Source organism: Bradyrhizobium sp. UNPA324, assembly GCF_006658635.1.
In the GTDB taxonomy this organism is placed as follows: Bacteria; Pseudomonadota; Alphaproteobacteria; order Rhizobiales; family Xanthobacteraceae; genus Bradyrhizobium; species Bradyrhizobium nanningense.
This window is the reverse complement of the sequence record NZ_LFJD01000004.1, coordinates 6,365,545-6,378,755: the sequence shown is the minus strand read 5'-3', so window position 1 is coordinate 6,378,755 and position 13,211 is coordinate 6,365,545. Positions and strand designations below refer to the sequence as shown.

The following is a 13,211-nucleotide window of genomic DNA, read 5'->3' as shown; positions in this document are numbered from 1 at the left end:
TCTGGTAGCTCGGGTGGCGTCTTGAAGCCCGGGTGAGCGGCTTGCGCGCCACACTCTCGTTGTCGTGCCCCGGACGCAGCGCAGCGCTCCTTCAGCACTGCGCTGCAGAGCCGGGGCCCATCCATCCGCATTGTACCGTGCGGCCCTTGGGTCCAAGCTCTGCGCCGCAACGCTCAGCGCGTTGCGGCTGGTCCGGGACACGTACGTCAATGACCGCGCTTCATCTCCTCATCGCCGTGCACCACCTCCGGCGCCATCGCCGCCCAGGCGCTGGATGCGAACTGGCGTCGCCAGGTCACGACCACCACGGCGGCGGTGGTGACGAACAGCACCCAGGGGCTGACGAACCAGCCGAGATAGCCGAGCGCGAAGAAGAAGGCGCGCTGGCCGCGGTTGAAATGGCGGCCGGCGGATTCGAACAGGCGCGAGGTACGGATGACATGGGCTTCCGCCTCCGGCGTGTCGCGCCGCTCCGCCGGCGGCATGCCGCCGAACAGGATCGCGACGTAGTTGAACAGACGATAGGCCCAGGCGAATTTGAAGAAGGCATAGACACAGATCAGCACGAGGCCGACGCATTTCAGCTCCCACATCGCCGGCGACGTACTGAGGTCGATCGGCAGCTTGCTCAGAATCGTGATGGCGTCGTTGGTGGCATGCAGCAGCGCCAGCGCGCCGCCGAGCGCAAACAGGCTGGTGGAAGCGAAGAAGGCGGTGCCGTTCTGCAGCGAGGCCATGATCTGCATGTCGACCATGCGGGTGTCGCGGTCGAGCAGGCGGCGGACCCAGACCTCGCGATAGCGGTTCATGCGCGCCGACAGGCTGTCCCGGCCGTAGGCCGAATGCTCCAGCGTCAGGGCGTAGACCAGCCATTCGATGATGAAGAAGCCGACGGCGGTGATGTCGACCCAATGCCTGCTCATCTCTCTCTCCTCGGAAGCCGCCACGATTGCCACGCGTGACGGGGCGCGGCAACGATTGATTGGCGGCAGGCGATGGCGTTAAAAGCGGCGCTTCAAAGCGTTTCGGGAAGGACTGATGACATGGCTGCGCTGAAACTCGCGATCGGCAACAAGAACTACTCGTCATGGTCGATGCGGCCCTGGCTCGCGCTTCGCGCCAACGACATCCCGTTCGTGGAGACGCTGATTCCGCTCTACACCGACAATCCCGCGGACAAGGAGCAGATCCTGTCCTTCAGCCGCGCCGGCAAAGTGCCGGTGCTGGTCGACGGCGACGTCACGGTGTGGGATTCGCTCGCCATCATCGAATACATCGCCGAGCGCTATCCGGAAGTGAAGCTGTGGCCCGACGACGTCGCCGCGCGCGCGCAGGCCCGATCGGTGTGCGCCGAGATGCATTCCGGCTTCGTGGCGCTGCGCGGCGAATGCGGCATGAACCTGCATCGGCCGATCCGCCCCGTGGCGCTCTCCGCGGACGCCAAGGCCAACGTCGCGCGCATCGAGGAGATCTGGCGCGAGTGCCGCACGGGCTATGGGGCCAAGGGTTCGTCCAAGGGTCCGTTCCTGTTCGGCCGCTTCGGCGCGGCGGACGCGATGTACGCGCCGGTCGTGCACCGCTTGCGCACCTACGCGATCGACGTCGCGCCGGACACCAAGGTCTACATGGAGACGATGATGGCGCTGCCCGCGTTCCAGGAATGGACCCGTGACGGGCTCGCCGAAACGCTGGTCATCTCCAAGTTCGAGGACGCTTGATCGCCGGGTCCCCCAGGTCCGCTGACCGCGTGTCGGCCGGCGGCGCGCCGGTCCGGAAGTTGACCGGAGGCCAGGGATCCCCGGCCTGCGACTCGCCCGCCCGGACGAGCGGCCCGGGCGGTATCATCGGCCCGCTGGTTCGATCTCTATCATTTTGAAAAGACTGCAAAATTTACTCGTTTGCCATGCGGGCATGGCGCTGGCCAAAACCGTCGGCCGCGTGCTATACAGCGCCTGGGTTTCCGGCCGGCCGTCGTAGTGGGACCATGGGCGAGGCAGGCGTTGTTTGAGTGATGGAGAGGGTGTTGAAGCACAAATTCCCGATTGGAGCGCGCGTATTGTTCACGGCGAGCAACGTCGCGCGTCCCGCTGCCAGCGGCTCGTACGAGGTCATCCGCCTGCTGCCGACCGACGGCGACGACTGCCAGTATCGGATCAAGAGCTCGACCGAAGCCTTCGAACGCGTTGCCAAGGAAAGCCAGCTCGCGCTGTCCTGAGGCCAGCTCACGCTCCTGAAGGCTGACGCACCTCGCATGGGTGCCATCCGGAATTGTGTCCTGCCGCCGTTAAAAGGCCCGCTTCACCTTCAAAAGGTGGGCCGGGGCAGCTGCCGACTCGCGGTGCTCGCTTGACCATTCGCTCTCTGCTCGCGTGAGGGGACGTCGCGCATGAACTGGGCATGGGCCACTTCGCTCGACCAAATCTGGCGCTCACCGGCCTTTCCGATGTGGATGACGCTGGCCGCTGCAGGATTCTTCGGATTGATCCTGCTGATTACGCTGCTGCGCGCCGAGAAGTCGGTCGCCAACGGCGCCCTGACCGTGATTACGCTGCTCTCCATCGCGATCGCCGGAGCCGCCACCGTGCGCGTCTATGGACCGGCGGGGCCGGACACGCCGGTCGAGGCGCGCGCGCAAGGTGCGGTCGTCGCCAGTCTGCCGGCGCTGTCCTGCCTTGACGATCTCGCCGGCGATGCCGTGGCCATCGGCTGCGAGAAGGCGTTGTTCGGCTCGCCGGATGCCGTGGCTTCGGCCGTGTCCTACACCGCGGCCCGGATCGACCGGCTGATGGTGCTCGGTGATGCCGCGACTGCCGAGAAGAGCCTGACGGCGGACATGAAGGTGCTGCGCAAGGCGCTGGAGCGCGATCGCTACGGCCTCGTGGCGCAGGTGCTGGTCGTGCGCGACGGCTGTACCCAGTTCGATTGTGCCGCGTTCCGCTCGCTGACCGACCAGCAGCAGGTCGCTGCCAACATGGATTCCCGTCTCTACGACACGCTGGTCGCGCGCCATGCGCCGACCTGGAACGCGCCCGCGATGGCGACGGCGCCAGCAGCGCTGCCACCGACGGCGGCGCTTGCGGGTCTGCCGCCTTCGATGCCGACGGGCAAGCCGACCAACGCGGAGTTCCCGAGCGCCTCGTCGACGCCGCCGGTGAGCATCATGAATCCGGAGCCCGCGGCGACGACGCGGCAGGCGGCCCCTGCCGCGAACGCAGCGGCAGCGCCGGCCGCTTCGCGCGCACCGGCCGCGACCTCGGCACAGGCCTCGGCTCCTGCGGCACCTGCTGCGAAGAGGCCGCCGGCTCCGAAGGCTGCGCGTGCCCCCGCCGCGCCGGTTCCGCTCGCGCCCCCGCCGGCGTCGGCTGCGGCTCCTGCGGCTGCGGATAACGAGTAGTTCGGCATTCCAAATGCGGTGCTGCCCGGCTAATGCTTGGGCATGCCGCTACATCTGATCAAGCTCGCCGTCGGCTGCGACTCCGTCAAGGAATTGAAGGGGTGGATCGCCGAACGGATGCAGACCGCCAAGAAGAAGGGTCTGCCGCAACATCACATCCACATCACCCGCATGGTCCCCAAGCGCGACGCCGAGATCCTCGCGGGCGGGTCGCTCTACTGGGTGATCAAAGGCGAGATCGCCGCGCGGGAAAAGATCATCGGCATCGAGCCGTTCCGCGACAAGGACGGTATCGGGCGCTGCCGCATCGTGATGCAGCCGAAAGTGATCTCGGTATCGCCGCGGCCGATGCGCCCGTTCCAGGGCTGGCGCTATCTCACCGAGGATTCCGTGCCGCCCGATCTCGGCAAGTCCGCCGCAGGCTCGATCGCGGCGATGCCGGAGCCGATGCGGCGCGAATTGCGCGATCTGGGTCTGCTCTAAGGATGATCCGGAAAAGTGCGCTGCGGTTTTCCGAAGAGATCATGCTCAAACAATAAGCTGAAGCGCGATGATGTCGTCGCGCTTCAGACTCCTATATTGTCGATCAGCCGCGTGCTGCCGAGCTTGGCCGCGACCAGGATCCGCAACGGGCCCTCCTTGCGCGAGGCGACTTGCGCCAGCGTCTCGGCATGGCGGACCTCGTAATAGTCGAGCGCAAAGCCCGCCGCCTTGATCATCTCGGCGCCGCCGGCCATCGCAGGTGCGATGGCGTCGCCGGCCTTGATCCGCCGCGCGCTCTCTTTCATGGCCCGGTAAAGGATGGGGGCGGTCTGCCGCTCCTCGGGCGACAGATAGACGTTGCGGGAGGACATCGCGAGTCCGTCGCGCTCGCGCACGGTGCGCGAGCCGATCACCTTGACGCCGAGATCGAGGTCGCGCGCCATCTGCGTCACCACCCGCAACTGCTGAAAGTCCTTTTCGCCGAAGATCGCGAAGTCCGGCCGGCACTGCGTGAACAGCTTGCCGACGACTGTGGCGACGCCGCCGAAGAAATGCGGGCGGAAGCGATCCTCGAGGCCGGCGAGCGCCGGCCCCTCCGGCACGATTCGGGTGGCGAAGCCCTCCGGATACATCGCCTTGACGTCCGGATGCCAGACGATGTCGACGTCCTCGGCCGCGAGCTTGGCGATGTCGGCCTTCCAGGTGCGCGGATAGGCGCCGAAATCCTCGGTCGGGGCGAACTGGGTCGGGTTGACGAAGATCGAGACCACGACGCGGCTGGCGCGCCGCTTGGCGAGGCGGACGAGAGACACATGTCCGTCATGGAGGGCCCCCATGGTCGGGACCAGCGCGATCGTGGCCTTTCGCTTGCGAAGAGTGTCGACGGTGCGGCGCAAGGTTGGGACCGTGCGGGCGATCAAGGGGCTTGGTGACATCAGGACTCGGCAGGGTTGGGAATCGGCGCGGTGTGATCTGCGCCCAGGGCGACTAACCTTAACAAGCAGCGATCATGGATGCCATGCATGCGGATGCGGCACAGCATCCCGCGCAAGGCCGCACGACATCGCGACATTGTAGACTGGATCACAGACGAAGATTGGCGCCGCGATTCATGATGAAGAACGGCGCAGTACGATTTGCATTGCCTGTCACGCATTTCACTTGACCGCAGACGCGGCCAACTCGAAGATATTCATCAGGGGTGTTGAGGATCGCCATGCTTGTGCAGGCTAGCCAAGGCCAATCCGGCTCGGCGCATGTGGTCGTGCTCGGCAACGAGAAGGGCGGCTCCGGCAAGTCGACCACCGCCCTGCACATCGCGGTTGCGCTCCTGAAGGCTGGCCAGCGCGTCGCCACCATCGACCTCGACTGCCGTCAGCAGAGCTTTACCCGCTACATCGGCAACCGCGCCGCCTGGGCGCGCCGCACCAAGCTCGACCTCGAACTGCCGGTTCATCGCTGCATCAAGCTCGGCGAGACCATGCAGATCGCCGAGAACGAGAATTCCGAGTTCCAGCAGTTCATGGAGGCGGTCTCGGCGGTCGAGAGCAGCTTCGACTTCATCGTCATCGATACGCCGGGGACCGACAGCTACCTGATGCGGCTTGCGCATTCGATGGCCGACACGCTGGTCACGCCGATCAACGACAGCTTCCTCGATTTCGACGTGCTCGGTACCGTCGATCCCGCGAGCTACGCGGTGACGGGCGAGAGCCATTACGCAGAGATGGTGCGCGACGTCAGGCGCAAGCGCCGCCAGCTCGACGGTTCGACCACCGACTGGATCGTCGTGCGCAACCGCCTGTCGATGCTCGGCTCCCGCAACAAGCAGCTGGTCGCCGAGGGGCTGAAGGATCTCTCGCTGCGGCTCGGCTTCCGCTACGTCGATGGCTTCGCCGAACGGGTCGTCTACCGCGAATTTTTCCCGCGCGGCCTGACCGCCCTCGACGAGATCGACGAGGTCACGCTCGGCATGCGGCCAAATCTCGGCCATCTCACCGCGCGGGAAGAAGTGACGAGCCTGCTTCGTCAGCTCAAGCTGCCGCTCGACGAACGCGGCCGCCGCCGCGCCGCCAACCGGGCCGAGTGGTTCAACCAGGTCGACAAGCCGCTCGAAGTCCACGACATCCTGGGCGCCTGAGGCGGTATATCGCTACTTCCGATCGATCTAACCGGCCGGTCCTCAGGGAACCGGAGCCGCGTTTGGCCGTTTTCATCCTACGCATACGCGAAATTGAACCCGATCCTGACCGGTTGCGTCGGATAGTGAGATACACCCTAACGTAGCCGTGGAAAAACAGGGTGCCTAGAAAACGTGTGCGCCGCACAACGAAAGAGCTGCCGGTTCACAATATTTGGCCTTCCTGTCACGCGCCTGTGACATATATTAGCGAATAGGCGACCAGGGGACGAAGAGCCCCGGAAGAACACGATTTTCAACAGGGATTCAGGCCGCAAACGCCTGAGGCTGAGGACGAAAATGAAGCGTGGAATTGCCGTTCTGGTTTCGGTCAGTGCCCTCTGCGGCATCGCCTATTTCACGGCGAGCAAGTGGGCAATCAAGCACGAGACCATCACCTTCTACGACGCCTCTCGGGACAATCGTCCGGTGCCCGTCGACATCGCGGTGCGCCGCGACAAGGAAATGCAGGCCAATGCCGGCATGATCACGCTGCCGGTCGCAGTGATCAATCACGGCAACACCGTCAAGAACACCGAATACGGCTTCCTCGCCAACATCTTCGCTGCGCGCGGCTACATGGTCGTGAGCCCGCAGCACGATTTGCCGACGGATCCTCCGATGGTCACCAAGCCCGGCGAGCTCTATGTCGGCCGGCTGCCGCAGATCCTGCGCGGCGTTGCCAACATCCATCTCGCGATGCAGGAGTTGAAGAAGGTTCAGCCCAACGCCGACTACGCCAGGGTGACGATGGTCGGCCACTCCATGGGCGGCGACATCACGATGTATTTTGCCAAGCAGTATCCGGATGAGGTCAAGAAAGTCGTCACACTTGACAATCTGCGCGTGCCCTTCGTCACCGCCGGCAAGTTCAAGATCCTGTCGTTCCGCTCGCAGGATCCGCAGTTCAAGACCGATGCGGGCGTTCTCCCGACCGACGAGGAATGCGAGAAGGCGGGTATCCAGGTTGTGAAGACCGAATTCCAGCATAATGACATGCGCGACACCGGTCCGGATGTCGCCAAGAACTCGATCCAGGGCATGCTCGACAAATTCCTGAGCGTGACCGACAGCGAGATCGCGCCGGTCGACACGCAATCGTCGCCGCCCAACATCCTCGAGCCTGGTCCGGTCGCGCTGATGGCGCCTGCCAAGAGCTAATGCCCTAAGCCGACGCTCTTCCTCGTCGTCCGTCACGTTCTCAAAGCCCCCGCCGGTCTCCGCCCGCGGGGGGCTTTGCGCATTGACCGGGCCTCCCGCGCTGACCACATTAGCTGTCCACGCAGGGTCAAGGGATGTCGGGCGAACCCATCAAGCCGCACCGCGGCGATGCCGTCTCGGCGCAAGCGGGCGGCGCGGTGCCACAGGCCGCAACGTCGACCGCGGAGGACATCGCCGCTTTCGTCGCCAAGGCGCGGGCACTGTCACCCCATGCGCCGGGCGCGAAGGGGCGGCTGATCTTCGCATTGGACGCGACGATGAGCCGGCAGCCCACCTGGGACATGGCCTGCGCGCTTCAGGCCGACATGTTCCGCGAGACCGCGGCGCTCGGCAGTCTCGATATCCGGCTCGTCTACTATCGCGGCTTCAACGAGTGCCGTGCCACGGGGTGGATCTCCGACAGCGCCAGGCTTGCGGCTTTGATGAGCAAGATCGATTGCCGCGGCGGCGATACCCAGATCGGCAAGGTGCTGACCGAGGCGCGACGCGAAGCGGTCGCATCGGGCGTGCGCGCCGTCGTCTTCGTCGGCGATGCCATGGAGGAGAAGGTCGACGAGCTCTGCGCCAAGGCCGGCGAGCTCGGCATGCTCAAGGTGCCCGTGTTCGTGTTTCAGGAAGGTCATGATGCGGTCGCCGAGCAGGCCTTTCGCGAGATCGCGCGCCTGACCGGCGGTGCCTGGTGCCGGTTCGATCCAGGCGCGGCCGCGCAGTTGCGCGAGCTGCTGCGGGCAGCCGCGGCCTATGCCGCCGGCGGTCGCGAGGCGTTGTTGAAATTGGCGAAGACCGCGAGCGGCGCGGCCAAGCTGATCGGCCAGATGAAATAGCGCGCAGGCCGTCCTCGCTCGCGGCGGGGCGCATGCCATGCATTTTGCCACGAGGGCGACTATATTCCCGATATGACCCTGCTCGCCGGCGCCGTCGCCGTTATCACGCTTTATCTGCTGCTCCAGACGTTCCGCGCCGCCAACCCGGCGGTGCTGGCGCGTGCCATCAGATTTGGTGGCGGCGTGCTGGCACTCGCAGTCGCAGCGTTCACCGGCCTGCGCGGCGAGCTGGCGGTGGCGATCCCGCTGGGGATTTTCGGTGCCGGGCTGCTGGGCTGGACACCGCTGGCAAACGCCGGCTTCGGCAATGTCGGCGGACTGTTCGGCGGCGGTGCCGCGCCCGCGTCAGGGCAGGCCTCACGCGTGCGCTCGCAATTCCTGGATATGCGGCTCGACCACGATTCCGGCCAGCTTGGCGGACAGATCGTCGCCGGGCCTCACGCCGGGCGCGATCTCGGCGAGTTCGATCTTCCGAGCCTGCTGGCGATGGTCCCGACCTTCGACGCCGAGAGCGTGGCCTTACTTGAAAGCTATCTGGACCGCCGGTTTCCCGCTTGGCGTCAGAACGCGCAGGGCGATGCGGCAGGGGGGCAGCGCCGCACGGCGGCGAGCGGCAAAATGACGGCGGAGGAGGCCTATCAGATCCTTGGCCTGCAGCCGGGGGCGGGGCGTGACGACATCAGCCGGGCGCACAAGTCCTTGATGAAGAAACTCCATCCCGACCAGGGGGGCTCGAACTATCTCGCTGCCCGGGTAAACGAGGCCAAGGATACTCTGCTTCGTACGCATAACGGCTAACTCCGGCACCACGCCACAAACGCCCGTACCGTGTGAGCTCCGCTTGCTCCGTTTGCCGTCGCCCCGATGCCCGCCATTTCGGCGTGGTCGATCCCTTGAGCAAAGTTTTAACCGTAAATTCTTGACGAGAGGTTGTCGCGGAATAGCCTTGTCGTGATCCCGTCACCGCGTCCGCACAACGAACGCGTCCCCCCAAACGAAAATGCCCGCGCAAGGCGCGGGCATTTCGTCGGGAACGGGAAACGAGATCAGTTGCGGACGGTGATGCAGGAAATCTCGGCGCGCTTCAGGGTGCGGCAGACCGCTTCGGCTTGGTCGCGCTCGAGGCCGGCGAAGCGGGCGCGATAGAGCTTGCGATTGTCCTTTGCGACAACGGGCTCGGTGAACGGATCGGCCCTGCTGAGCAGGCCGCGGGCCGAGCTGCGCGCGGCGTCGATACGCTGCTGGGCTTCGTTCTCGCTCTCGAGCGCGCCGACCTGGACGATCCAGCCGTTGTGGGTGGCGGCCGGCTTGGTGGTGGCGCTCATCTGGACCGGCATCGGATCGGCGGAGGCGAGCTTCGGAGCGGCCGGGGCTGGCGCGGCGGCCGCTGTGGCGGGCAGCACGCCGAGGATCCCGTTGCCGGTGCCGAAGCCGGCCGGCTGCCGCGGCATCTCGGTGCGGGCGACCTCGGCCTTCGGCGCTTCCGCCTGGCTGACGATCTCGGGCTTGTTGATGAGGTCGGCCCGGGCGACCACGGCGCCGGAGGTTTCTGCGACGTCGGAACGGGACGGGATGGTGCTGGTGACCGGCGGGGCAACCTGGGCGGGGGCGGCCGAGGCGACCTTCACGGCGCCGGCCTTGACCTGAACCGTCTTGACCCGCACCGGCTTCATCGGCTCGGACGAGCCGGGGATGATGGAGAGCGGCTGGCTCGAGATCACGCCATTGGTGAGCGGCGCGGGCTCGATCTTGGATTCCGTCGGCCGAACCTCGGGCTTGCTGGTTTCCGGCTTGGGCGGGGACGGTGGCACCGCGGCCGTTGCGGCAGCAAGCGTCGACAGGCGGGCAGCGAGACGAGACGGGGCGGATTCGGGCGCAGGGGCCGCGGCCTGGACCTGCGCAGCGGGACGGGCCGGCGGAGTATCCGAGGCGGCAGCAACATCGGTGGCGGTGTCGGCGCCGTTGCGCTCGGTGACCGCGGCGACGGTGTGAGTGGTCGCACCCTTATCGAGATTCTCCGCGAGCAGGTTGCGCATGATGGCATCGCGCGAGCCGCCGCTGCGGCCGCCAAGCACGACGCCGATCAGATGGCGGTTGCCGCGGCGCATCGAGGTGACGAGGTTGAAGCCGGAGGCGCGGGTGTAGCCCGTCTTGATGCCGTCCACGCCCTCGACGCTGCCGAGCAGGTGATTGTGATTGCGGATCGACTGTCCACGCCAGTTGAACGTGGAGGTCGCGAAATAACGATAGTAGCGCGGGAAGCGCTCCTGGATGGCACGGCCGAGCGTTGCCTGGTCGCGCGCGGTCGTGACCTGCTCGTCGTTGGGAAGGCCGTTGGCGTTGCGGTACACCGTCCTGGACATGCCGAGCGCGCGCGCCTTGCGCGTCATCATCTGGGCAAAGTCGTCCTCGTCGCCGGCAATCGCTTCCGCGATCACCACCGCGGCGTCGTTGGCGGAGCGGGTGACGAGACCCTTGATCGCGTCCTCGACACGGATGGTCTGGCCGGCACGCAGGTTCAACTTGGTCGGATCCTGGTCGGCGGCGTGCTGGGACACCGGCATCTCGGTGTCGAGCTTCATCTTGCCGGACTCAAGGCGCTCGAACAGGAGATAGAGCGTCATGATCTTGGTCAGCGAGGCGGGGTGGCGGATCCCGTCGGGGCTCGTTGCCTGCAGCACCGCACCCGAATTGCCGTCGACGATGATGGACGCGAATTTCGGGCTGGAGCTCTCGGACACATCGCGCTGCACCCGGTGGTGCGCATAGTGGCGGCGATGGCGCCGTGCCTCGGCGGCATCGGTGGTGAAGATGACCGCGGTGGTGATCGTAAGAAGCCCGAAAACGCCAACCCGCGCCAAGCGCGAGGAAGACAAGTTTTTGCGAAGCATGGAACCCCGTCCCCGTTTCTGACTAGATCACCGGCTCGTGAGGCGAAATTGTGCCCATTGGACCCGGGATCATTACCTGCTCAGGCTGTCCCTCCGCTGGTGTTCGCCGCGGGAGACGTTGGACCTGAGCCGCTATTCTGGCTAAGGTGATGTTCTCAAACGGCTTTTGACCGTCTGCGGTAGCTGAACACGTCCGGGAATCAGGGTAGGGGGCCGCGGTTTCCAAAAGCTTAAGGAACCCTTGCGGGAAACCCCGGGAATCTCCGCGATTTGCGTCGAATTTTGTGCGACGCACAAATATTCTTGACTTATTTGTGCGTTGCACTAATAATGGGCAGAGTCAGGGAGCCGGGGCTTCCGACGCGAGCCAGGGAAAAGGATTCCGAAATGTTCAAGGTTGAAGACTTTCAGAACTACGGGAAAGAGCAATTCGAGCAGTGTGTCGCTTCCGCGACCTCGGTGCAGCATGGCCTCCAGGCGATCGCCAGTGCCTATGGCGACTACACCAAGAAGTCGTTCGAAGACACCAAGTCCTTCGTCGAGAAGCTTTCCGGCGTGAAGTCGCTGGACAAGGCGATGGAAGCGCAGACCGATTTCGCCCGTTCCGCCTACGAGACCTTCGTTGCGGAATCGCAGAAGATCGCCGGCCTCTACAGCGACCTCGCCAAGCAGGCGTTCAAGCCGGTCGAGACCATCGTGTCGAAGTTCACCCCGGCCGCCCAGTAACGTTTTCAGGATATCCTGGAATCGAAAAGCCCGGCTGATCCAGCCGGGCTTTTTGTTTGCTCGCGGTCACTCGGTCAGCGCGCCACGCGCAGCTTCGACAGCGAGGTGCCGATGTCCTTGAACACCGAGACGGTCTGGCTGGCCGACGTGACCAGATAGAATTTGTCGGTGCTGCTGGCGCAATATTGCAGCACGCTCGAGGTCGGATCGCTGCCGGTGTTCACCTGCACGGTGTAGATCGTGATGTTGTAGGGCTGGGCCTTGGCATTGTCGCACAGCTTCTTCTGCCGCGCGTCGATCTGCGAGGCGTTGCTGTACCAGCGGTTCTGCGTGTTCAGACCGTCGGAAAGCAGCACGATCGCGTCCTTGTAGGTGTAATTGGTGTCTTTGGCCGGCGCGTTCATGGGATCGCCGGTCGATAGTGTCATCCACCCCCAGGCGAGGCCGATGCCCTGGTTGGTGTTGCCCGTAGGCTTCATGGCGTCGATCCGGCTCTTGAGCGCGGTCCAGTCGTAGCTCAACGGCATGATCGGTTGCAGGTAGGACCAGCTGCTCGTGCTGCAGTAGGAGTACTGGTCGGCGGGGAAGAGCGTCCCCACATTGCTGCTCGTCGGCGTGGTGTTCTTGGTGTCGTAGTCCTGATCGCGATCGACCACGCACCCGGTCCAGGTGTTGTGGTTGGCCGGCGTCCATTTCCAATTGTTGCAGTTGTTGTAGTTGCCCGACGTGCAGCTCCAGCTGCCGTTGGCGGCATCCCAATCGCTGAAATCGATCCAGCTCTTATTGTAGTTGCTGGCGCCGACATTGACGTCCTTGGCGAACGGAACGATCGAGATGTAGACATCGCCGGTAGTCTTGGCGAGCGCGCTGAGTTGGTCGACCAGATTCTTCGCAGCCGTCTGCATCGCCCCCATCTTGCCGTCCTGGGCCATCGAGCCGGTGTTGTCGAGCACCAGGGCCACGCGCATGCGGACGTTGCCCCAGGCGCTGGTGGACGTGGTGCCGACGTCGAGCGTCGGAAAGCCGGCGATCTTCATGAAGGTGGTCGTGTAGGTGCCAGTTCCGGTGAGCTGGATCGTTGAGCCCATGCTGGTGCTCGCCGAATAGGTCGCCGCGACGCTGACCGAAGGCAGGGCGGACGTATCTGTAAACAGCGCGTTGACATAGGCTTGCGCCTTCGTGCCGAGCTGCGAGGTGGTGATGGTCCCGGACGACAGATCCTTGGAAAGCATCAGAGCGGCGGAGTCGAGGGCCGCCTGCATGGACGTCCGGGCCTGGGCGGCGCGGCTATAGTCCACTGCGGCACCGATGAAGCTCAGCACCGGGACCAGCGCGATCGCGAAGATCACGGCGATATTGCCTTGCTCGGCCGCTGCGAAGCGGGCGAACTGTCGACCAATCAGGCTGGCGAGCGGCGAGCGAAACATGACGGTGCCCCGAAATCGGTGGTTTTGCCCGATTTCGCGCCACGCCATTGAAGACTTGGTGAATCG

13 protein-coding genes are annotated in these 13,211 nt (G+C 65.0%); 9 read left to right on the top strand and 4 right to left on the bottom strand.

Annotated features, from left to right (window positions below; genetic code table 11):
* Positions 1–206: 206 nt before the first annotated feature.
* Complete coding sequence (locus UNPA324_RS30575) at positions 207–923, bottom strand: DUF599 domain-containing protein (protein ID WP_128920526.1); 717 nt, start codon at positions 921–923, stop codon at positions 207–209.
* Between the two features lie 120 nt (positions 924–1,043).
* On the opposite strand from UNPA324_RS30575, the gene UNPA324_RS30570 reads away from it, so the two are divergent.
* From UNPA324_RS30570 to UNPA324_RS30555, 4 genes are all read left to right on the top strand, one after another.
* A complete protein-coding gene (locus UNPA324_RS30570) occupies positions 1,044–1,718 on the top strand; it encodes a glutathione S-transferase family protein (protein ID WP_128920527.1) in 675 nt (224 codons plus the stop codon).
* Between the two features lie 293 nt (positions 1,719–2,011).
* On the top strand, positions 2,012–2,215 hold the full coding sequence (locus UNPA324_RS30565; RefSeq protein ID WP_007611353.1) for a hypothetical protein: 204 nt from the start codon (positions 2,012–2,014) through the stop codon (positions 2,213–2,215).
* Between the two features lie 171 nt (positions 2,216–2,386).
* Positions 2,387–3,394, top strand: coding sequence for a hypothetical protein (locus UNPA324_RS30560; protein ID WP_141937638.1), 1,008 nt, complete (start codon positions 2,387–2,389; stop codon positions 3,392–3,394).
* Between the two features lie 42 nt (positions 3,395–3,436).
* Entirely contained in the window at positions 3,437–3,877 is a 441-nt protein-coding gene (locus tag UNPA324_RS30555; protein WP_141937636.1) for a DUF1489 family protein, read from the top strand.
* An 83-nt stretch (positions 3,878–3,960) separates the two neighbouring features.
* Here the strand turns inward: UNPA324_RS30555 and panC are convergent, their stop codons facing one another.
* Positions 3,961–4,812, bottom strand: a complete 852-nt coding sequence (panC, locus tag UNPA324_RS30550; protein WP_141937634.1) for a pantoate--beta-alanine ligase — start codon at positions 4,810–4,812, stop codon at positions 3,961–3,963.
* Positions 4,813–5,093: 281 nt separating this feature from the next.
* On the opposite strand from panC, the gene UNPA324_RS30545 reads away from it, so the two are divergent.
* The 4 genes from UNPA324_RS30545 to UNPA324_RS30530 all read left to right on the top strand — a co-directional run bounded on the left by UNPA324_RS30545 (position 5,094) and on the right by UNPA324_RS30530 (position 8,899).
* Positions 5,094–6,017 (top strand): division plane positioning ATPase MipZ, encoded by a 924-nt coding sequence (locus tag UNPA324_RS30545; protein ID WP_141937632.1) that lies wholly within the window; start codon positions 5,094–5,096, stop codon positions 6,015–6,017.
* A gap of 339 nt (positions 6,018–6,356) precedes the next feature.
* On the top strand, positions 6,357–7,217 hold the full coding sequence (locus tag UNPA324_RS30540; RefSeq protein WP_128920532.1) for an alpha/beta fold hydrolase: 861 nt from the start codon (positions 6,357–6,359) through the stop codon (positions 7,215–7,217).
* Between the two features lie 134 nt (positions 7,218–7,351).
* Positions 7,352–8,101 carry a vWA domain-containing protein gene (locus UNPA324_RS30535; protein ID WP_128920533.1) on the top strand — a complete coding sequence of 250 codons (750 nt, stop codon included), beginning with the start codon at positions 7,352–7,354 and terminating at the stop codon, positions 8,099–8,101.
* A 72-nt stretch (positions 8,102–8,173) separates the two neighbouring features.
* Positions 8,174–8,899: a DnaJ domain-containing protein gene (locus UNPA324_RS30530; protein ID WP_128920534.1), complete on the top strand. Its 726-nt coding sequence runs from the start codon at positions 8,174–8,176 to the stop codon at positions 8,897–8,899.
* Between the two features lie 248 nt (positions 8,900–9,147).
* On the opposite strand, the gene UNPA324_RS30525 is transcribed toward UNPA324_RS30530, so the two are convergent.
* The gene (locus tag UNPA324_RS30525) at positions 9,148–10,992 is read right to left on the bottom strand and encodes a D-alanyl-D-alanine carboxypeptidase (RefSeq protein WP_141937630.1); all 1,845 of its coding nucleotides are present in this window, start codon (positions 10,990–10,992) and stop codon (positions 9,148–9,150) included.
* 387 nt (positions 10,993–11,379) lie between these two features.
* Here UNPA324_RS30525 and UNPA324_RS30520 point away from each other — a divergent pair, with 387 nt between their 5' ends.
* A complete protein-coding gene (locus tag UNPA324_RS30520) occupies positions 11,380–11,718 on the top strand; it encodes a phasin family protein (protein WP_128920536.1) in 339 nt (112 codons plus the stop codon).
* Between the two features lie 74 nt (positions 11,719–11,792).
* Here UNPA324_RS30520 and UNPA324_RS30515 read toward each other — a convergent pair whose 3' ends face one another.
* Entirely contained in the window at positions 11,793–13,145 is a 1,353-nt protein-coding gene (locus UNPA324_RS30515) for a vWA domain-containing protein (RefSeq protein ID WP_141937628.1), read from the bottom strand.
* Between the last annotated feature and the right edge of the window lie 66 nt (positions 13,146–13,211).